The organism is Pseudomonas sp. CAN1, assembly GCF_030462585.1.
In the GTDB taxonomy this organism is placed as follows: Bacteria; Pseudomonadota; Gammaproteobacteria; order Pseudomonadales; family Pseudomonadaceae; genus Pseudomonas.
In genome coordinates this window covers 68,100-88,589 of sequence record NZ_JASMRU010000014.1, presented here as the reverse complement: position 1 = coordinate 88,589, position 20,490 = coordinate 68,100, and the positions used below count along the sequence as shown (strand labels likewise).

Genomic DNA, 20,490 nt, shown 5'->3' with positions numbered 1-20,490 from the left:
GGGGCTTTTTCGTTCAGGGCAGGCGGATCACATCGAGTACTTCACCGTGAACATCAGGTTGCGCGGCTCGCCGTAGTTCAGGTTGCCGAAGCTGATGCCGCTGTAATAGTACTTGTCGAAGATGTTGTTGAAGTTCACCCGGGTGTCGATGTTCTCGTTGACCTTGTAGCCGAGCATGGCGTTGGTCACCGTGTAGCCGCCCTGCTGGAAGCCGGTGGAGGTGTCCTCGGTCTGGCTCTGGGTCACCAGGTTGCCGCCTACGCGCCATTTATGCAGCTCGCCCGGCAGGGTGTAGCTGGTGGCGAGCTTGAACAGGTGGCGCGGCTTGCTCGGGTCGAACGGCTTGCCGACGTTGTCCTCGTTGCTGTCGTGCTTGTACTTGGCGTCGACATAGGTGTAGCCGGCCATGGCCTGCCAGTTCTCGGTGATGGCGCCGCTGACCTCCATGTCGACACCCTGGCTGCGCACCTTGCCCGAAGCCCGCGAACAGTACATCGAGGTCGGCGAGCTGGGGCACGGCGAGGGGCCGCTGGTGTCATCGGTGGCGCGGTTCTCCTGGTCGATCTGGAACAGCGCGAGCTGGGTGTTCAGCGTGCCGCCGAAGTGCTCGCCCTTCAGGCCGATCTCGTAGTTCTTGCCGGTGATCGGGTCGAGCAGGCTGCCGCTGGAATCGAAGTTGCTCTGCGGCTTGAAGATGTCGGTGTAGCTGGCATAGACCGAGTAGACGTCGTTCAGGTCGTAGACCACGCCGGCGTAGCGGGTGACGTTGCGGGTGACCTTCTGGGTGCCGGTATCGTTGTGCGGGTCGGCCTCGTACCAGTCCAGGCGCCCGCCGAGGATGACCTTGAGCGGGTCGGCGACGTTCAGGCGGGTGGTGACGTAGGCGCCCTTCTGCTCCTGGTCGAGCTTCATGTTCCAGAGGCTCATGTCGATGTTCGGCTTCTGCACCGAGCTGGGGTCCCACTGGGTCGGATCGAACGGAGTCACCGGCGAGCCGTCCTTGTAGGTCAGGTCACCCCAGCCGCCGTGGCCGTCGAAACGCTCTTCGCGATAGCTGCCGCCGAACACCAGCTCGTGCTCGCGGCCGAAGGCCTGGAACGGGCCGTTGGCGAAGGCGTCGTAGCTCTGGTGGTCGTCGGTGTAGGCATACTTGCCCGGGCCCTGGACCATGGTCGGGCAGCCTTCGGTGTAGTAGCAGCTGTTGTACAGGCCGAGCATGTCGATGCGCGCCCACAGCTTGTCGGCGGCGACCTTCATCTGCCAGCCGTTGTCGAAGCGGTGCACCACGTCGCCGAACAGGTGGGTGGTGGTGGTATCCCAGTAGGACCAGTCGGCGCCGTAGTAGTCGGAGCGCTTGAGGTCCAGGTGACGACCACCCAGCGGCGCCGGCAGGCCCACCCAGTTGTCGTTCTTGTTGTCGTTCTGGTAGGACGCGCCCAGGGTCAGGGTGGTGTCAGGGTTCAGGTCGGCCTCGGTGATGCCGTAGAGCACGCCGCGCTCGCCGCTGACCACGTCCTGGAAGCTGTCGCGGGTCTCATAGGCCGCCACCGCGCGGCCACGCAGGGTGCCTTCGCTGTTCAGCGGGCCGGACACGTCGACCTGGCTGCGGTAGCGGTCCCAGGTGCCGGCGCTGCCTTCCAGGCTCATGTGGAAGTCCTGGGTCGGGCGCTTGCGCACCATGTTGACGGCAGCGGCCGGGTTACCCGCGCCCTGCATCAGGCCGGTGGCGCCGCGCACCACTTCGACGCGGTCGAACATCGCCAGGTCCGCGGCGGAAATCACGTCCTGGGTGTAGGTGGAAATGCTGGTGGCCAGGCCGTCGTACATGATGTTGTCGACGTCGAAGCCGCGCGCGGCATAGCTCACGCGCGCCGGGCCGTACTGCTGGACGGTCATGCCGGTGACGCCGCGGATCGCGTCGTCGAGGTCCTGCATGTTCTGGTCTTCCATCTGCTGGCGGGTGACCACGCTGACCGCCTGCGGCGTCTCGCGCACGGTCATGTTCAGCTTGGTGGAAGTCTGCATCACGCCAGTGGTGTAGGAGCCGGTGCCTTCGGTGGTGCCCGGCGCCACAGGGGCGGCGCCGACGATCTCGGTGGCGCCCAGATCGACGCTGTCGTTGCCCGGCGCATTGCCGTGTGCAGCACCGCTGACCTGCGCACTGTTGCCGTTCACCGTGCCCTGCAGGCCGCTGTCCGCCAGCAGACGATCGAGTGCCTCGCTCGGCTCCATGTTGCCCTTGAGTGCCGGCGCGCCAACCTTGGCGACCTGGACACGATCATAGGAAATCCGCATTCCGGTTGCGGACTGCAATTGCTCCAGGGAAGCGGCCAGGGGCTGCTTGGGCAGGTCGATGGCCACAGGGGCGGCGACCGCGGAGAGAGCAAAGGTGGAGAGACTGAGCAGGAGCGCGCCCGAGGCTACGTCTTTCATCTGCTGGAGGATCCTTCGGTACGAGGTTTTGCGCTCTGGTGGCGCAATGACTCGGGTTGGCGAATGCCGACGTGGTGGACGCCGACGGGAGGCCGAAGTGTATGCAGATGTAAATTCTTTGTAAATGCGAATACTTCGTATCTTATTTCGCGATGACGAAACCTGCGCGCAACTTGGGTGTTGCGCAGGAGCGGACTCCGTCCGCGATGGCTGCGCACAACTCCCTGACCGATCGGAGCGACGATCAATCGATCGCGGACGGAGTCCGCTCCTACGCAGGGGTGGAACGCATTTCCAGCATGAACTCGATGAACGCCCGCACCCGCGACGGTACGTGGCGCGCGTGCGGGTAGATCAGCAGGAAGGGCCGCGTGGTCTGGCCGTAATCCTTCAGCACCTCCACCAGCTCGCCGCGCTCCAGTTCCTGCTGCACGGTGAAGCGATACGCCTGCATCAACCCGCCGCCGCACTTGGCCAGGGTCGCGGTGGCCAGGTAATCCTCCAGCACGGTGAGGCTGCCGGAGGTCTCGATCTCCACTTCCGCGCCGTCGATACGGAAGGTCCAGGGCACGCGGCGCCCGGTGCTGGGCAGTTCGAACTGGATGCACTCATGTGCAGCGAGATCGGCCGGCGTCTGCGGCGTGCCAGCCCGCGCAAGGTAGTCAGGGGTAGCGACCACCACGTTCTCCGCCACCTCCAGGCGCCGCGCCACCAGGCTGGAGTCCGCCGGGTCGCGGCCGCGGATAGCCAGGTCGTAGCCCTCGCCGGCGAAGTCGATGTTGCGGTTGCTGACATGCACGTCCACCTGCACCTGCGGGAAGCGTCGGCGGAACTCCGGCAGCAGCGGGAACAACCGGTAATGCGCGTAGGGCGTCGGCACACTGATGCGCAGGCGCCCGGAAGCCACGCTCTGGCTGCCGGATACCGCGCGCTCGGCATCCACCAGCTGCGTCAGTGCCTGGCGGCATTGCTCGAAGTAGCCGCGCCCGGCCTCGGTGAGGCGCATCTGCCGGGTGGTGCGAACGAACAGCCGCACGCCCAGGCGTTCCTCCAGCCGCGCCACCGTGCGGCTCACCGCCGCCGGGGTGATGCCCGCGGCGTTGGCGGCGGCGGTGAAGCTGCCGGTTTCCGCAGCCAGGCAGAACAGCTCGATGCTGCCCAGTTGCAGGTCGTCGAAATGGCGGGTCATGGCGCGGCTCGATTGATTACACAAGGTATCAATTCAAATGCCGCCAGCCACATTTTTCAAGCGGCGACCGGGCCCTAGAGTGGTCAGCAAGACGCGGGCACATCGCCCCGCCCCACTCTCGGAGACAGCACCATGAGCAAGACCGTCATCGTCACCGGCGCCTCCAGCGGCCTCGGCTTCGCCATCGCCCGCGCCTACCTGGAGCGCGGCTACAATGTGGTCGGTAACGCCCGCACCACGGCCCGCCTGGAAGAAGCCGCGGCGAAGCTGGGCAACCCGCAGAACTTCCTCGCCGTAGCTGGCGATATCGCCCAGCCGGAAACTGCCAGCCGTCTGTTCGCCCAGGCCATCGAGGCGTTCGGCCAGGTGGACATCCTGATCAACAACGCCGGCATCTTCATTCCCAAGCCGGTCACCGATTACACCGAGGAAGAGGTCAACGCCATCGTCGGCACCAACCTGATGGGCTTCTTCTACCCGTCCCAGGCCGCCGCACGACACATGGCGGCCAACGGCTCGGGGCACATCGTCACCATCACCGCGTCGATTGCCATGCAGCCCAACGTGAAGGTCCCGGCGCTGCTGCCGGTGCTGATCAAGGGCGGCCTGAACAGCGCGGTGCGCGGCCTGGCTCTGGAGCTGGCGGCTTCCCACGTACAGGTCAATGCGGTGGCTCCGGGGATCATCCAGACCCCGCTGCACGCCGATGACGAAGGCACCCGCGAATTCCTCCGCGGGCTCACGCCCAGTGGCGAGATCGGCAGCCCGCAGGATATCGTCGACGCGGTGCTCTACCTGACTGACTCCACCTTCGTCAGCGGAACCATCCTCAACGTCGACGGTGGCTCCACCACCGGCGTCTGGTAAACCAACCCTCACAACAACAACGGAGAACCGCCATGCCCTACGTAAACATCCAGGTCACCGACGAAGGCGTGACTGCCGACGAACGCCGTCAGCTCATCGAAGGCGTCACCGAACTGCTGGAGCGCGTGCTGCGCAAGCCGCCGTCCACCACCTACGTGGTGATCCAGGAAATCGCCACCGACGCCTGGGGTGTGGGCGGCAAGACCGTTGCCGAGCTGAAGGCCAAGGGCAAGCACGGCAACAGCTGACGCAGCGGGCACGCCGGGGCCCTGCCGGGGCCACCGGCGCTTGCCATGCACCAAGCTGGTGCTGATAGGATCGGGAGCCCACCTGCTCCCACTGTCAGCCGAGGCAAGGAATGCTCGCCGCGCTCAAGCGTTATCCGCTACAGGTCAACCTGCTGCTCAGCGGCACCTTCCTGCTCACCCTGGGCCGCGCCATCACCCTGCCCTACCTGGTGATCTACCTCTCGACCCAATTCGACCTGCCGGTCAGCCGCATCGGCCTGATCATGGGCGGCGCCCTGTTCGGCGGCTCGCTGCTGAGCCTTTACGGCGGCTTCCTGATCGACCGCCTGCCCGGCTTCCGGCTGATCCTCGGCTTCGGCGCCTGCTTCGTCGCCGCCTTCGCCGGCATGCTGCTGACCCGCCAGCTGTGGCTGTTCTTCCTGTTCCTGCTGGGCTTCAACTTCGCCTATTCGGTCACCGACGTGGTGGTGAAGACCATCTTCGGCCGCCTGCTGCCGGCGGAGGAGCAAGGCCGTGCCTTCTCCATCCGCTACACGCTGATCAACCTCGCTTACGCCATCGGCCCCTTCGTCGGCGCCTACCTCGCGCAGGGCAATCCACACCTGCCCTTCATCATCTCCGCCAGCCTCGGCGCGCTGTTCCTGCTGGCTTTCGCACGCCTGGGCGACCGCCAGATGCGCCCGGCCGCCAGCGTCGCGCCGCCGTCCTTCCTGGCGGTGCTGGGCGTCCTGTCGAAGGATCACCGGCTGATGTATTTCACCATCGGCGGCGTGCTCACCGCCGTGGTGTTCGGCCAGTTCTCCGCCTACCTCTCGCAGTACCTGGTGGCCACCGGCACGGCGCAGTACGCCTACCAGGTGATCCAGACGCTGCTGGGGGTCAACGCGGTGACGGTGATCGCCCTGCAGTACCTGGTGGGCAAGCGCATTGGCAACCAGCACCTGGAGCGCTGGCTGGTGGTGGGCCTTGCGCTGTTCGTGCTCGGCATCGTCGGCTTCGGCCTGTCCCACAGCCTGGTGCACTGGGGGCTGGCGATGGTGGTGTTCACCCTCGGCGAGATCATCGTGATCCCCGCCGAGTACATGTTCATCGACCGCATCGCCCCGGCGCACCTGCGCGGCGTGTACTACGGCACGCAGAACCTGGCCAACCTGGGCGGCGCCTTCGGGCCGATCCTCGTCGGCTGGTTCCTCACGCTGTTCGCGCCGCACTGGGTGTTCGTCATGCTCGGCGCCTTCATCGTCGGCGGAGGGGTGTTCTACGTGATCGGCTCGAACCTGAGCCGACGCGCCGCCAGCGGGGCTTGACCTCAAGTCCACTTGAACCGGGATGCTGATTCCATCGCCCACTCGAAGGAATCCGCCATGTCGCTCTCAACACTCATGTCCGCTATCGCCATTGGTATCGGCGCCACCCTGCTGATGGACGTCTGGACCGTCCTGCGCAAGCGCCTGCTCGGCGTGCCCGCACTGGATTACGCGCTGCTCGGCCGCTGGCTCGGGCACATGCCGCGCGGCCGCTTCCAGCATGCTGCCATCGGCAAGGCCGCGCCGGTGGCCGGCGAACGCGCACTGGGCTGGATCGCCCACTACTTCATTGGGATCGTCTTCGCCCTGGCGCTGCTCGCCCTGACCGGCGCCAGCTGGCTGTGCCAGCCCAGCCTGCTCCCCGCCCTGCTGTTCGGCGTGGTGACCGTGGCGATGCCGTTCCTGCTGATGCAACCGGCCTTCGGCCTGGGCGTCGCCGCCGCGAAGACCGCCAACCCGGGCAAGGCACGCCTGCACAGCCTGATCACCCACGCCATCTTCGGCCTGGGGCTGTACCTCAGCGCCCTCGCGCTGCAATCGCTGACCTGCGCAGGCTGATACGCCGCGACCGGCTAGTGCGCCAGCAGGGCCTTTCGAAAATCGTCGACGACCGAAACCGGTAGATTTACCGGCTTGCGCCATCGTCGGCCGACCAGACACGGCTGCCGCTCGGACAGTCCGGCGCCAGCCGGCCCGACCGGCTTCGCTGGCCGCTGAATGACGACAATGGCGCCACGCTCTATCTCGACTTCCTCAAGCTCCAGCGAGCTGAAACCGGAGGCTACCGCCATGCAAGACCCGGATCTCCAGGCGCTGCGCAACGTGCGCTCGACCGCCTACAACAACGAACTGGCCGCGCAGCTGCTGCGCGAACTCGCCCCCTTCATCGCCAGCGCCGAGCTCAACCGCCGCCTGCGCTGCGCCGCCCGCCAACTGATGCGCGACGCCGATGCGCTGGAAGATGCCTACCAGCAGATGGCTTCGCCGCAGCATTGAGCCTAACCTGCGCTTGCTGATTTGCATCGACATGAAAAAGCCCCGCTGACGCGGGGCTCTTCGCTGTTGTAGGAGCGAGCTTGCTCGCGAACCGCCCAACGCTGGAGCTGCCTGGACATCTGTTCGCGAGCAAGCTCGCTCCTACAGCTCCTGCATTCAGGCGTGCTGCGCACCGGCGCGCTTGAGCAACTGCTTGCAACGCTCCGACAGGTGCACCACCCGCAGATGCTTGCCGGCCTTGCTGTAGCGCTCGCGCAGGGTCATCAGCGCGGCGATGGCCGAGTAGTCGACGAAGCTCAGGTGTGCGCAGTCCAGGGTGACCTGCTGCGGGTCGCCGGCCGGGTCGAACTGGTTGAGGAAGGGCGTGGTGGAAGCGAAGAACAGCGTGCCGTGGACGCGGTACAGCTTGCTGCCGTCGGCCTCTTCATGGATATCCGCATACAGCTCGCGGGCGTGCTTCCAGGCGAAATCCAGCGCCGCCAGGATGATTCCGCAGAACACCGCCGTGGCCAGGTCCGTCGCCACGGTGATCGCCGTCACCGCGATGATCACCAGCACATCGCTGACCGGCACCTTGTTCAGCACCCGCAGCGAAGCCCAGGCGAAGGTCTGCTGGGACACCACGAACATCACGCCCACCAGTGCCGCCAGCGGGATGCGCTCGATCAGCGGCGAGAGGAACAGCACGAACAGCAGGATCATCACCCCCGCCACCACGCCAGAGAGCCGGCCACGGCCGCCGGAGCTGAGGTTGATCACCGTCTGCCCGATCATCGCGCAACCACCCATGCCACCGAAGGCGCCGGAGACCATGTTGGCCGCGCCCAGGGCCACGCACTCACGGTCCGGGAAGCCACGGGTCTCGGTGATCTCGTCGGTGAGGTTGAGGGTCAGCAGGGTTTCCAGGATACCGACCATGGCCATGAGGAAGGCGTAGGGCGCGATGATCCGCAGGGTTTCCAGGTTCCACGGGATATCCGGCAGGGCGAACTGCGGCAGGCCGCCGGCGATGTGCGCCATGTCGCCCAGGGTGCAGGTCGGCAGGCCGAGCAGGTAGACCGCCAGCCCGACGCCGAGGATCGCCACCAGTGCCGGCGGCACCGCGCGGGTCAACTTCGGCAGCCCGTAGACCACCGCCATGGTCACGGCCACCAGCCCCAGCATCACATACAGCGGGTTGCCGCTGAGCCAGTGCTCGCCGTCCTTGAAGTGYTYSAGYTGRGCCATGGCGATGACGATSGCCAGGCCGTTGACGAAGCCCAGCATCACCGGGTGCGGCACCATGCGCACCAGCTTGCCCAGGCGCAGCAGGCCGAACAGCATCATCACCACCCCGCCCAGCAGCACGGTAGCCAGCAGGTATTGCACGCCGTGCTGCACCACCAGCGCGACGATCACCACCGCCATCGAGCCGGCAGCGCCGGAAACCATGCCGGGGCGGCCGCCGAACAGCGCGGTGAGGGTGCAGAGGATGAAGGCGCCGTACAGGCCCATCAGCGGGTTGAGGTGGGCGACCAGGGCAAAGGCGATGCACTCGGGCACCAGCGCGAAGGACGTGGTGAGTCCGGCCAGGACATCGGCACGCAGGCGGGCGGGTTTCATTTTTCTACTCGGAAGCGGGGATCACGAAGGGCCGGCAATGCTACGGCAAACGCCCCTGCCCGGCCACCCGCCAGTCCCGCAGCCGGTCGCGTTCAGCCCTTGGGCTGGACCAGCGCGCCGTGGAGGAACAGCTGCTCCAGCACCTGGGCCGAACTGGAGCTGGCGGCGCGGCCGTAGCGCTCGGCGTCGACCATGCCGTAGAGCATGGAGAGGAACAGTTCGGTGAACACCGCGGCGGTGATGTCGATGCGGAACACGCCGCTCTGCTGGCCGCGCAGGAAGAAGGCGTCGACCGCCTCGGTGTAGTAGCCCCAGCGCTCGGTGGTCGCCTCCATGTCGAGGTTCTCGGCGCGGTACTGGAACAGCAGGAAGTTGAGCATGTCGCGGTTCTTCAGGTGCTCGGCAATCAGCCCGCGCAGCGCCTCCATCGGCTCGACCTGCTGCAGCTGCGAGGCTTCGAGGATCTGGCGGATGACGATATGGCCATAGCCCTCGAGCATTTCCATCAGCCCGTCGCGGGTCCCGCAGAAGCGATGCAGGGTTGCCTTGCTCACGCCTGCCGATTCCGCCAGCTCCTTCAGGGTCGCCCGGGGGCGGTCGACGATGGCCACGGCCAGCGCTTTGAGGAGTCGTTCGTCATGGGCAGTCAGGGACATCGGCGGGGCCTCGTGATGGAGGGTCAGTGGGAGTTGGGTTCGACTCATTGTGCAGAAAAAAGCCTCACCTTCACAAAGGAAATGACACTTTTGTTCACAAATGACTCACGTGAGTCAATATTGACTCATTTTAACTTCGGAAAGATCATACGCAACTTCTTGGAAAGTCAGACCCCGGGTGAAACATGGGCAGGTTGCGTGCAGTAGGGACAATCAGTGCGCTGGTAGCAGCGCTGGCACTGGCGGGTTGCGGACAATCCGGCGAGCCACAGGCCGCCGCCGAATCGGCGCGGCCAGTGGATGTGGTAGCGGTCGCGACCGAGCCCCTCACCCTGACCTCGGAGTTGCCGGGGCGTATCGAGCCGATGCGCGTCGCCGAAGTGCGCGCACGGGTAGCGGGCATCGTGATGCAGAAGCGCTTCGAGGAAGGCGCCGATGTGAAGGCCGGCGACCTGCTGTTCCAGATCGATCCGGCACCGCTCAAGGCCGCCGTATCCCGCGCTGAAGGCGAACTGGCCCGCGCCCAGGCGGCTCAGCAGGAAGCCCAGGCACGGGTGAAGCGCTACGAGCCGCTGGTGAAGATCGAAGCGGTCAGCCAGCAAGACTTCGACACCGCCACCGCCGACCTGCGCAGTGCCCAGGCCTCGGTTCGTTCGGCCCAGGCGGACCTGGAAACCGCACGGCTGAACCTGGGCTATGCCTCGGTCAAGGCGCCGATCTCCGGGCGCATCGGCCGCGCGCTGGTGACTGAGGGCGCGCTGGTCGGCCAGGGCGACGCCACGCTGATGGCGCGCATCCAGCAACTCGACCCGATCTATGCCGACTTCACCCAGCCGGTAGCCGACGCCCTGCGCCTGCGTGAGGCGCTGAAAAGCGGCAACCTCCCCGCCGGCCAGAGCCAGACCCTGAGCCTGCGCGTCGAAGGTACCCAGTACGAGCGCCAGGGCGAGCTGCTGTTCACCGATATCTCGGTGGACCGTGGCACCGGCCAGGTCTCGCTGCGCGGCAAGTTCGCCAACACCGACGGCCTGCTGCTGCCGGGGATGTACGTGCGCGTCACAGCCCCGCAGGGCACCGATGCCAAGGCCATCCTGGTGCCGCAACGCGCCGTGCAGCGCGCCACCGATGGCACCGCCCACGTGCTGGTGATCGGCGCCGATAGCCGCGTCGAGACCCGCCAGGTGCAGACCGGCGCCATGCAGGGCTCGCGCTGGCAGATCAGCCAGGGCCTGGCCAGCGGCGACCAGGTGATCGTCGGCGGCCTCACCGGCCTGCAGCCGGGCGCCAAGGTCGAAGCCCGTCACGCCCAGCAGCAACAGCAGGCATCGCGCCAGTAAGGCGAGGATCGCCGCGAGGAATTCCCATGTCACTGTTCTTCATCAAGCGCCCCAACTTCGCGTGGGTGGTGGCGCTGTTCATTTCCCTGGCCGGCCTGCTGGCCATCCCGCTGCTGCCGGTGGCCCAGTACCCCAGCGTGGCGCCGCCGCAGATCACCGTTACCGCCACCTACCCCGGCGCCTCGGCGCAGGTGCTGGTGGATTCGGTCACCAGCGTGATCGAGGAGGAGCTCAACGGCGCCAAGGGCCTGCTCTACTTCGAGTCCACCAGCAACTCCAACGGCATGGCCGAAGTAGTGGTCACCTTCCAGCCCGGCACCAACCCGGAGCTGGCCCAGGTGGACGTGCAGAACCGCCTGAAGAAGGCCGAGGCGCGCATGCCCCAGGCCGTGCTCACGCAAGGTTTGGAGGTCGAGCAGACCAGCGCCGGCTTCCTGCTGATCTACGCGCTCAACTACAAGGAAGGCTCCGCGCGCACCGATACCACCGCCCTGGGCGACTACGCCGCGCGCAACATCAACAACGAGCTGCGCCGCGTCCAGGGCGTCGGCAAGCTGCAGTTCTTCTCCTCTGAAGCCGCCATGCGCGTGTGGATCGATCCGCAGAAGCTGGTCGGCTACGGCCTGTCCATCGATGACGTGGGCAACGCCATTCGCGGGCAGAACGTGCAGGTGCCGGCCGGCAGCTTCGGCGCCTCCCCCGGCAGCACCGAGCAGGAGCTGACCGCCACCCTGGCCGTGAAAGGCACCCTGGACGACCCGGCGGAGTTCGGGCGCATCGTCCTGCGCGCCAACCCGGACGGCTCCACCGTCAAGCTCGCCGACGTGGCGCGCCTGGAAGTGGGCAGCGAAAGCTACAACTTCACCGCGCGCCTGGACGGCAAGCCCACCGTGGCCGGGGCCATCCAGCTCTCCCCCGGCGCCAACGCCCTGCAGACCGCTGCGCTGGTGAAGGAACGCCTGGCCGAGTTGTCGGTGAACTTCCCCGACGACGTCGAATACTCGGTGCCCTACGACACCTCGCGCTTCGTCGACGTGGCCATCGAGAAGGTCATCCACACCCTGCTCGAAGCCATGGTGCTGGTGTTCCTGGTGATGTTCCTGTTCCTGCAGAACGTCCGCTACACGCTGATCCCGGCCATCGTGGTGCCGGTATGCCTGCTCGGCACGCTGACGGCGATGTACCTGCTGGGCTTCTCGGTGAACATGATGACCATGTTCGGCATGGTGCTGGCCATCGGCATCCTCGTGGACGACGCCATCGTGGTGGTGGAGAACGTCGAGCGGATCATGGCCGAGGAAGGTCTCTCGCCGCCTGCCGCCACGGTCAAGGCGATGGGCCAGGTGTCCGGCGCGATCATCGGCATCACCCTGGTGCTGTCGGCGGTGTTCCTGCCGCTGGCGTTCATGGCCGGCTCGGTGGGGGTTATCTACCAGCAGTTCTCCCTGTCGCTGGCGGTGTCGATCCTGTTCTCCGGCTTCCTCGCCCTGACCTTCACCCCGGCGCTGTGTGCAACCCTGCTCAAGCCGATCCCGGAAGGTCATCACGAGAAGCGCGGCTTCTTCGGCGCGTTCAACCGTGGCTTCAACCGACTGACCGAGCGCTACACCCTGCTCAACACCGCGCTGGTGAAACGCGCCGGGCGCTACATGCTGATCTACGCCGGCATCGTCGCCCTGCTCGGCTACAGCTACCTGCGCCTGCCGGAATCCTTCGTACCGGTGGAAGACCAGGGCTACATGATCGTCGACATCCAGCTGCCGCCGGGCGCCACCCGTGCGCGCGCCGACGTGACCGGCCAGGAGCTGGAGCAGTTCCTGAAGTCCCGCGAGGCCGTGGCCTCGTCCTTCCTGGTGATGGGCTTCAGCTTCTCCGGCATGGGCGAGAACGCCGCGCTGGCCTTCCCGACCCTGAAGGACTGGTCCGTGCGTGACAAATCGCAGTCCGCCGAGGCGGAAACCGCGGCGATCAACGAGCGCTTCGCCGGCATCAGCGACGGCGCGATCATGGCCGTCACCCCGCCGCCGATCGACGGCCTGGGCAACTCCGGCGGCTTCTCGCTGCGCCTGCAGGACCGCGCCGGCCTCGGCCGCGAGGCGCTGCTGGCCGCTCGCGACCAGTTGCTCGGCCAGGCCAACGGCAACCCGAAGATCCTCTACGCCATGATGGAAGGCCTCGCCGAGGCACCCCAGCTGCGCCTGGAGATCGACCGCGAGAAGGCGCGCACCCTCGGTGTCAGCTTCGAGTCCATCAGCAGCGCGCTGTCCACTGCCTTCGGCTCGTCGGTAATCAACGACTTCGCCAACGCCGGCCGCCAGCAGCGCGTGGTGGTGCAGGCCGAACAGGGCGACCGGATGACCCCGGAAGCCGTGCTCAAGCTCTACGTGCCCAACAGCGCCGGCGAGCTGGTGCCGCTGTCCGCCTTCGTCAGCACCCGCTGGGAAGAAGGCCCGGTGCAGCTGGCGCGCTACAACGGCTACCCGTCGATCCGCATCGCCGGCGACGCCGCTCCCGGCGTCAGCACCGGTGAAGCCATGGCCGAGATGCAGCGTCTGGTGAGCGAGCTGCCGCCCGGCATCGGCTACGAGTGGACCGGCCTCTCCTACCAGGAGAAGGTCGCCAGCGGCCAGGCCACCCAGCTGTTCGCCCTGGCGATCCTGGTGGTGTTCCTGCTGCTGGTGGCGCTCTACGAGAGCTGGGCGATCCCGCTGTCGGTGATGCTCATCGTGCCCATCGGCGCCCTCGGCGCGGTGCTCGCGGTGACGGTTACCGGGCTGCCCAACGACGTGTACTTCAAGGTCGGCCTGATCACCATCATCGGCCTGGCGGCGAAGAACGCGATCCTCATCGTCGAGTTCGCCAAGGAGCTCTGGGAACAGGGCCACAGCCTGCGCGACGCCGCGATCCAGGCCGCGCGCCTGCGCTTCCGCCCGATCATCATGACCTCCATGGCCTTCATCCTCGGCGTGGTGCCGCTGGTGGTCGCCAGCGGCGCCGGCGCCGCCAGCCAGCGCGCCATCGGCACCGGGGTGATCGGCGGGATGCTCAGCGCCACGCTGCTGGGGGTGATCTTCGTGCCCATCTGCTTCGTCTGGCTGCTCTCGCTGCTGCGTCGCCAACCCAAACCTGCGCAACAACCCACGGAGGCCGCGCAATGACTTCCCTGCGCAAACCCGCCTTTGCCGCTAGTGCCCCGCTGCTGGCAATGATTTCGCTCTTGTTGATAGCCGGCTGTTCCATGGCGCCCTCCTATGAACGCCCCGAGGCACCGGTGGCGCAGAGCTGGAGCGGCCCCGCCGCCCAGCCCGGCACTGCTGCCAGCAACCTCGACTGGCAGACCTTCATCGTCGACAGCGAACTGCGCGAGCTGGTGAACGTCGCCCTGGACAACAACCGTTCGCTGCGCCAGACCCTGCTGGACATCGAACAGGCCCGCGCGCAGTACCGCATCCAGCGCGCCGACCGCGTGCCCGGCCTGAGCGGCGCCGCCAACGGCAATCGCCAGCGCCTGCCGGCGGACCTGTCCAACAGCGGCAGCTCGGCGGTCAGCAGCWGCTACCAGGTCGGCCTGGCGTTGCCCGAGTACGAACTGGACCTGTTCGGCCGGGTGAAGAGCCTGACCGACGCTGCGCTGGAGCAGTACCTCTCCACCGAGGAAGCCGCCCGCAGTGCGCGCATCGCTCTGATCGCCGAGGTCAGCCAGGCCTATCTCACCTACGACGGTGCCCAGCGCCGGCTGCAGCTGACCGAGCAGACCCTGGCCAGCCGCGAGGATTCGCTGGCCCTGATCAGCCAGCGGCGCACTGCTGGCGCGGCCACGGCACTGGACTATCAGGAAGCGCTGGGGCTGGTGGAACAGTCCCGCGCGGAGCTGGAAAGCAATGCCCGGCAGAAGCAGCAGGCGCTCAATGCCCTGGTGCTGCTGCTCGGCACATCCGATGCGGCCAAGCGCATCCCGCAAGTGCCGCAGGACAAGCCGATGCTGATCCAGGACATCGCGCCGGGCACCCCGTCGGAGCTGATCGAGCGGCGCCCGGACATCCTCGCCGCCGAGTACGTGCTCAAGGCGCGCAACGCCGATATCGGCGCGGCCCGCGCGGCGTTCTTCCCGCGCATCAGCCTGATCGGCAGCTTCGGCACCTCCAGCGCGGAAATGTCCGGGTTGTTCGACGGCGGCTCGCGCTCGTGGAGCTTCGTGCCGACCCTGTCGCTGCCGATCTTCGATGCCGGCCGCAACAGCGCCAACCTCGACCTGGCCAAGGTGCGCAAGGACTCGGCGGTGGCCGCCTACGAAGGCACCATCCAGACGGCGTTCCGCGAAGTGGCTGACGCCCTCGCCGCCACCGACACCCTGCGCCGCGAGGAAGCCGCGCGCAGGGCTTTGGCGAACACCACGAACGAAACGCTGAAGCTGGCCAAGGCACGCTACGAAGGCGGCGTCGACAGCCACCTGCGCTACCTCGACGCGCAGCGCAGCAACTTCGTCAACGAGTCGGCCTACATCGAGACCAGCACCCAGCGGCAGATCGCCCTGGTGGACCTGTTCCGCGCCCTCGGCGGTGGCTGGAGCGGTGACGTCACGGCGCAGCGTTGATCCTCTGCCCTGCAACGGCGGATAACGCCCAAGGCGTTATTCGCCCTACGCTGGGCCTGGACGCCATGCTCTCCCTGTAGGAGCGGATCTTATCCGCGATCCGCCGGCAGGGCCGGCGCCATACGCCGGTATGCACCTGCCGCCATGGATTCGGCCGCGATGGATTTCGCGGACAAGGTCCGCTCCTACGGTGTCAGATCGGACCTGTCCGTAGGGCGCATAACCCGGAACGGGTTATCCGCCGCACTGGTGCACGAAAGTCAGCCGCCAAACACCGGCCGGAAGAAGCTGCGCTCGTAGCTGAGGATGCAGCGGGTTTCCTCTGCATAACGGAACGCCGCCTGGCACTCGGGATCGTCCATGGACTCCTGCCGGTAGCGCTCGTACTCGGCCAGGCTGGGGAAGGTGAACATCGCCAGGGCAATGTTGCTGGCGCCTTCCGAGGGCAGGAAGTAACCGTGGTGCTGACCGCCGAAGCGCTCCACCAGCGGGATCCACAAGCGGCCGTAGTGTTCGAATTCCTTGAGCTTGTACGGGTCCAGCACGTAGCGCAGGTAACAGGTGACCATCTCGCCAACTCTCTTCCGGTGAAAGGGGCGGACACTGTACCGGGCAAATCCGCAGATCGGTAAACGGATTCGACCCTGCGCTCAGTCCATTGTCGGAGCTCACCCTGCCGGGTGCTCCATGTTGCTCTCGTAGGAGCGGATCTTATCCGCGATCCGCCGGCAAGGCCGGCGCCCCACCCACTATTCGGAACGCCATGCGCTGTAGGAGCGAGCTTGCTCGCGAACAGCCCTCCCGGCACTTCCGACATCAAGCGGTTCGCGAGCAAGCTCGCTCCTACAAGCCCAGTCGGCGCCGGCCTGCCACATATCACCCCGGTTACCAGGCCAGCCCGTTAGACTGACCGCACCTTCCTATCCACCGGGGGCACGATGCCCCTTTCCACCAGCGTCGGCGCGGGGCCGGCGCGGAGTACAAAGGCATGTCCTTCGAAATCGTCCTCGACCTCTTCGCGGCGCTCTGCTTCGGCGCGCTGATCGGCATGGAGCGCCAGTGGCGCCAGCGCTTCACCGGCGTCGCCACCCACGGCCTGGTCGCCCTCGGCGCGGCCACCTTCGCCACCCTGCCCTTCCTCATGGGTGCGGAAGACCAGGTGGTGCGCATGTCCGCCCAGGTGGTCACCGGCATCGGCTTCCTCGGCGCCGGCGTGATCATGCGCGACGGCCTCAGCGTACGCGGCCTGAGTACTGCGGCCACGGTCTGGTGTACCGGCGCGGTGGGCGTGCTGGCGGGTGCCGGTTTCCTTGCTGCGGCGTTGACCGCCACCCTGCTGATCGTCCTGTGCAACCTCACCCTGCCCTCGGTGACCCGCTGGATCCAGCGCCACGCGCCCATCGAGCCGAGCAGCGAGCGCTACTACACCGTCGAGGCCGTCACCGAAGGCCACCAGGAAGCCCTGGTGCGCTCCACCCTGCTGCGCCGCCTCAGCGCCAATGGCCTCGCCCTGCAAAGCCTGGAGAGTCACGCGCGCAAGACCGGCGGCGAAGTGGAAGTGGCCGCCCTGGTACTGGCACCCGCCGACAAGGACAGCCTGCTGGAAGCCCTGGTCGGCGAGCTGGCGCTGGCACCCTACGTGTCGGCGGCCAGCTGGTCGGTCAGCGACGGGCCGCAGTAACTCGCATCAGACGAGGTGCGGCCGCAGCAGCACCTCGATGTCCCGGCGCACCAGCTTGAGCGCGTCGCGGGTACGCGCCTTGTCGGCACAGGCGAGGCTGCGGAAGTGATAGGCGTAGATGGCGTAGACGATGTCCACCACCGCCTCCACCTGACACTCGGCTCGCAGCTTGCCGCGCTCGATGTAAGTCGCCAGCGCGCGGCCCAGGGCCTCGCGGAAGCGATTGCGTGACTGCTCGATCTCGCCGTGCTCGGCGCTGGCGAACAGCATCACCGCCAGCAGTTCGCGCCACAGGCGCTTGTCCTCGATGCGGTCCATGTTGCCGTAGTCGGCGCCGATCATCTTCGCCAGCCCGTCCACCGGTTCCTCCGGTAGCGCGTCGAGCACCCGGCCAACCTTGTGCTGCGCCAGCGTCACCTGGTTGTCGATGATCGCCACCAGCAGCTCGTGCTTGCTGGGGAAGTAGTTGTAGACCGTGGTCACCCCCACCTCGACCACCGCAGCAATGTCCTCCATGCGCGTATTGGCGAAGGTGCGCTCGCGGAACAGCTCGGTGGCGGCATCGATCAGCGCCTGGCGCTGCTTTTCCTTCTTGCGTTCGCGCAGCGAGGTCTCGGCGGCGGGCTTGCGGGCGGGCATGGCGGCTCCGTGTCGGTTCGTGTCGGTTCGTGTCGGTTCGTGTCAAGGAACGCATTCTACTCAAGCCATGGCGTCGTGAAAGCCATCCGGGCTCGGCACTAAAATTGTAGTTGACTACAACTTTGTAGAAAAATACAGTTTTCACAACAACAAGAACCCCTGAGGTCTACCGAAGATGAAAGGCATCAAGCTGGCGCTCGGCATGCTCGCCGCGCTCTCGATCCCCGCTGCGGGCGCCGCCCAGCAGCAGGTGCGCGTGTACAACTGGTCCGACCTGATCGGCCAGGACACCATCAGGGACTTCCAGGCCGCCACCGGCATCAGCGTGCAGTACGACACCTTCGACAACGAGTCGACGCTGATGGTGAAGCTGCTCACCGGCAACAGCGGCTATGACGTGGTCGTGCCCTCGGGCACCTCGCTGGAGCAACTGACCAAGGCCGGCGCCCTGCAGGAGCTGGACCGCAGCCAGCTGCCCAACTGGAAGAACCTCGACCCGCAACTGATGAAATTTGTCGAGGGCAAGGACCCGGGCAACCGCCACGCCTTCATCTACGACTGGGGCACCACCGGCCTGGGGGTCAACGCGACGCTGGTCCAGGCGCGCCTGCCCAACGCGCCGATGGACTCCTACGACCTGCTGTTCAAGCCGGCCAACGCCGGCCAGCTCAAGGACTGCGGCGTCGGCCTGATCGACAGCCCCGAGGACGTCTACCCCATCGTCCTCAACTACCTCGGCCTCGACCCGCAGAAGCCCACCCGCGAGAGCCTCGACAAGGCCAACCGGCTGCTCGACGGGATCAAGCCGAGCCTGCGCTACATCAACTCCGGCAGCTACATCAACGACCTGGCCAACGGCAACGTCTGCCTGGTGCTGGGCTGGTCCGGCGACGTCGAAATCGCCCGCCGCCGCGCCCAGGAAGCCGGCAAGAGCGACGACATCCGCTACATCGCGCCCAGGGAAGGCACAGTCGCCTGGTTCGGCTTCATGGCCATGCCGCGCAACGCGCCCAACCCCGAAGCCGCCTACCGCTTCATGAACCAGATACTCGAGCCCAAGGTCAGCGCCGACTTCACCGCCACCGTCGGCTATGCCACCGCAGTCCCGGCCAGCCAGGCACTGTTGCCTGCGGAGGTGGCGAACAATCCCACGGTGTTCCCGCCCGCAGCGGTGCGCCAGAAGATGTTCTGGCAGTCCAACCCGACGCCGGAAGACCTGCGCCTGATGACCCGTGCCTGGAACCGCTTCAAGAGCGGCCTCTGATCCCCCTTCCCTGCTGCAACGACGGGCGCCCGCGCCCGTCACAGGACTATCGCGATGACCGACCAGACCCTCGTCCACACCGCCCAGGGCCCGCTGCGCGGCGCCTTCGATCCGGCCAGCGGGCTTTACCGCTACCTCGGCATTCCCTATGCCGAACCGCCGCTGGGCGACCTGCGCTTCCGCCCGCCGCAACCCCATCGCCCCTGGAACCAAGTGCGCAGCGCCGAGCGCTTCGGCTCGGCGGCCGCGCAGCTGTTCGACGAAACCGAGGGTGAGTACGCCGAGTTCAGCGACAGCGCTCCAGTGCCGGGGCGCCCCTGGGTAGGCTCCGAGGACTGCCTGACGCTGAACGTCTGGACCCGCGACCCCGGCGCCGCAGGCAAGCCAGTGGTGGTGTGGATTCACGGCGGCGCCAACTGGCTGGAGAGCAGCCGCCTGAAGTGCTACCACGGCGACGTGCTGGCGGCGAACGGCGACGTGGTGTTCGTCTCGCTGAACTACCGCCTCGGCCTGTTCGGCTTCCTCGATGTCAGCGTGCTGGGCGGCGAGGAGTTCGCCGGTTCGCATTCCCATGGCCTGCTCGACCAGCTCCAGGCGCTGCGCTGGATTCGTCAGAACATCGCCCGGTTCGGCGGCGACGCGGACAACATCACCCTGATGGGCGAGTCCGCCGGCAGCATCGACATCAGCTGGCTGCTCGCCGGCGGTCATCTGCAGGGGCTGTTGCGGCGCGTGGTGATGATGAGCGGCTACGCCGGCCTGCCGGGGTTGAGCGGCGATCTGGCCCATGGCCTCAGCGACGCCTCGGCAAAGGAACTCGCGCGCGGCTTCTTCGCCGATTGCGGCATAGACAGCCTCGCGCAGCTGCAGCAACTGGACACCAACGCCCTGATGACCAGGGTGCATGCCCTGGCCGAAAGCACCGACATGCTGTTCCACATGGACTCGCTGTTCTGGCCCAAGACCCACGCCAGGGCGGCGCTGGACCCCATCGAGTTCGCCCGGCGCGGAGCCGCCACCGGCATCGACATCCTGATCGGTTTCACCCACTACGAGATGGGGCTGTGGCTGAACTGGGACGACAGCCTCGACCGCCTCGGCCTCGATGCGCTGGTGCAGCGCCTGGCGATCATCCCGGCGGCGCTCAAGGACGCCGCCAAGGCCCTGTACCGCGAGCAATTTCCCGAGGACGACGACGGCGTCCGCGCCATGCACCTGCTGGGCGACTGCGCCTTCGTCATGCCCGCGCTCTGGGCCGCGGAGGGCCTGGCCGCACGGAACCGGGTGCAGGTTTATCGCTTCGACCGCGAAACCGACCCGCGTCGTCGCGCCCAGCACGCTGCCGACCAGGTCTACTTCTTCGGCAAGCTGGACACCTACGTCGGCCGCTTGCTGGCTGGCACGCCGCAGGACGCCGCCGACGCTGCGGAGCGCGATCGCTTGTCACGGCTGATGCAAGGCATGCTCCTGGACTACGCCGGCGCCAGCGAATCCCCAGGCGACAGGCTGCCGCATTGGCCACTGTACGACGCCGGGCAGCGCCCCCTGCTCAGCCTGGACCAGCAACCCGCGCTGCTGGACGACCCCTACGCCGTGCGCCGCCGCTGGTGGTTCGAAAACATCTACCCGGAACGCTGAAACGACAAAGGGGAGCCATCGGCTCCCCTTCTCGTCTTC

General features: G+C 66.8%; 17 protein-coding genes. 11 read left to right on the top strand and 6 right to left on the bottom strand.

The genetic code is table 11. The annotated features are described in order from the left end of the window. Window positions 1-27: 27 nt before the first annotated feature. Together QO207_RS18705 and QO207_RS18700 are read right to left on the bottom strand one after the other, a co-directional pair. Complete coding sequence (locus tag QO207_RS18705; protein ID WP_301533815.1) at window positions 28-2,433, bottom strand: TonB-dependent siderophore receptor; 2,406 nt, start codon at window positions 2,431-2,433, stop codon at window positions 28-30. Window positions 2,434-2,704: 271 nt separating this feature from the next. After that, the gene (locus tag QO207_RS18700) at window positions 2,705-3,622 is read right to left on the bottom strand and encodes a LysR family transcriptional regulator (protein ID WP_301533814.1); all 918 of its coding nucleotides are present in this window, start codon (window positions 3,620-3,622) and stop codon (window positions 2,705-2,707) included. Window positions 3,623-3,754: 132 nt separating this feature from the next. Here QO207_RS18700 and QO207_RS18695 point away from each other — a divergent pair, with 132 nt between their 5' ends. The 5 genes from QO207_RS18695 (at window position 3,755) to QO207_RS18675 (ending at window position 7,040) form a co-directional block, all read left to right on the top strand. Continuing rightward, entirely contained in the window at window positions 3,755-4,489 is a 735-nt protein-coding gene (locus QO207_RS18695) for an SDR family NAD(P)-dependent oxidoreductase (protein ID WP_301533813.1), read from the top strand. Window positions 4,490-4,521: 32 nt separating this feature from the next. Beyond that, entirely contained in the window at window positions 4,522-4,737 is a 216-nt protein-coding gene (locus QO207_RS18690) for a 4-oxalocrotonate tautomerase family protein (RefSeq protein WP_301533812.1), read from the top strand. 110 nt (window positions 4,738-4,847) lie between these two features. Continuing rightward, window positions 4,848-6,044: an MFS transporter gene (locus QO207_RS18685; protein WP_301533811.1), complete on the top strand. Its 1,197-nt coding sequence runs from the start codon at window positions 4,848-4,850 to the stop codon at window positions 6,042-6,044. A 57-nt stretch (window positions 6,045-6,101) separates the two neighbouring features. Beyond that, complete coding sequence (locus QO207_RS18680; protein ID WP_301533810.1) at window positions 6,102-6,602, top strand: DUF2938 domain-containing protein; 501 nt, start codon at window positions 6,102-6,104, stop codon at window positions 6,600-6,602. A gap of 231 nt (window positions 6,603-6,833) precedes the next feature. Continuing rightward, on the top strand, window positions 6,834-7,040 hold the full coding sequence (locus QO207_RS18675; RefSeq protein ID WP_301533809.1) for a hypothetical protein: 207 nt from the start codon (window positions 6,834-6,836) through the stop codon (window positions 7,038-7,040). Between the two features lie 156 nt (window positions 7,041-7,196). Here QO207_RS18675 and QO207_RS18670 read toward each other — a convergent pair whose 3' ends face one another. Both QO207_RS18670 and QO207_RS18665 read right to left on the bottom strand, forming a co-directional pair. Further along, window positions 7,197-8,642: a SulP family inorganic anion transporter gene (locus QO207_RS18670; protein ID WP_301533808.1), complete on the bottom strand. Its 1,446-nt coding sequence runs from the start codon at window positions 8,640-8,642 to the stop codon at window positions 7,197-7,199. A 92-nt stretch (window positions 8,643-8,734) separates the two neighbouring features. Beyond that, entirely contained in the window at window positions 8,735-9,298 is a 564-nt protein-coding gene (locus QO207_RS18665; RefSeq protein ID WP_301533807.1) for a TetR/AcrR family transcriptional regulator, read from the bottom strand. Between the two features lie 185 nt (window positions 9,299-9,483). On the opposite strand from QO207_RS18665, the gene QO207_RS18660 reads away from it, so the two are divergent. Genes QO207_RS18660 through QO207_RS18650 form a run of 3 tightly spaced genes read left to right on the top strand, consistent with a single transcriptional unit; the run spans window position 9,484 to window position 15,229 of the window. Next, window positions 9,484-10,635 (top strand): MexC family multidrug efflux RND transporter periplasmic adaptor subunit, encoded by a 1,152-nt coding sequence (locus QO207_RS18660; protein WP_301533806.1) that lies wholly within the window; start codon window positions 9,484-9,486, stop codon window positions 10,633-10,635. 26 nt (window positions 10,636-10,661) lie between these two features. Beyond that, window positions 10,662-13,793, top strand: coding sequence for an efflux RND transporter permease subunit (locus QO207_RS18655; protein ID WP_301533805.1), 3,132 nt, complete (start codon window positions 10,662-10,664; stop codon window positions 13,791-13,793). Window positions 13,794-13,798: 5 nt separating this feature from the next. Then, window positions 13,799-15,229, top strand: a complete 1,431-nt coding sequence (locus QO207_RS18650) for an efflux transporter outer membrane subunit (RefSeq protein ID WP_301533872.1) — start codon at window positions 13,799-13,801, stop codon at window positions 15,227-15,229. A 260-nt stretch (window positions 15,230-15,489) separates the two neighbouring features. Here QO207_RS18650 and QO207_RS18645 read toward each other — a convergent pair whose 3' ends face one another. Further along, window positions 15,490-15,798 (bottom strand): NIPSNAP family protein, encoded by a 309-nt coding sequence (locus QO207_RS18645; RefSeq protein WP_301533804.1) that lies wholly within the window; start codon window positions 15,796-15,798, stop codon window positions 15,490-15,492. A gap of 419 nt (window positions 15,799-16,217) precedes the next feature. Between QO207_RS18645 and QO207_RS18640 the strand changes: the two genes are divergently transcribed. Further along, window positions 16,218-16,910, top strand: a complete 693-nt coding sequence (locus tag QO207_RS18640; RefSeq protein ID WP_301533803.1) for an MgtC/SapB family protein — start codon at window positions 16,218-16,220, stop codon at window positions 16,908-16,910. A gap of 6 nt (window positions 16,911-16,916) precedes the next feature. Here QO207_RS18640 and QO207_RS18635 read toward each other — a convergent pair whose 3' ends face one another. Continuing rightward, on the bottom strand, window positions 16,917-17,549 hold the full coding sequence (locus QO207_RS18635) for a TetR/AcrR family transcriptional regulator (protein ID WP_301533802.1): 633 nt from the start codon (window positions 17,547-17,549) through the stop codon (window positions 16,917-16,919). A 175-nt stretch (window positions 17,550-17,724) separates the two neighbouring features. Here QO207_RS18635 and QO207_RS18630 point away from each other — a divergent pair, with 175 nt between their 5' ends. After that, a complete protein-coding gene (locus QO207_RS18630; RefSeq protein WP_301533801.1) occupies window positions 17,725-18,813 on the top strand; it encodes a polyamine ABC transporter substrate-binding protein in 1,089 nt (362 codons plus the stop codon). Window positions 18,814-18,867: 54 nt separating this feature from the next. Then, a complete protein-coding gene (locus QO207_RS18625) occupies window positions 18,868-20,451 on the top strand; it encodes a carboxylesterase/lipase family protein (RefSeq protein ID WP_301533800.1) in 1,584 nt (527 codons plus the stop codon). Window positions 20,452-20,490: the final 39 nt, after the last annotated feature.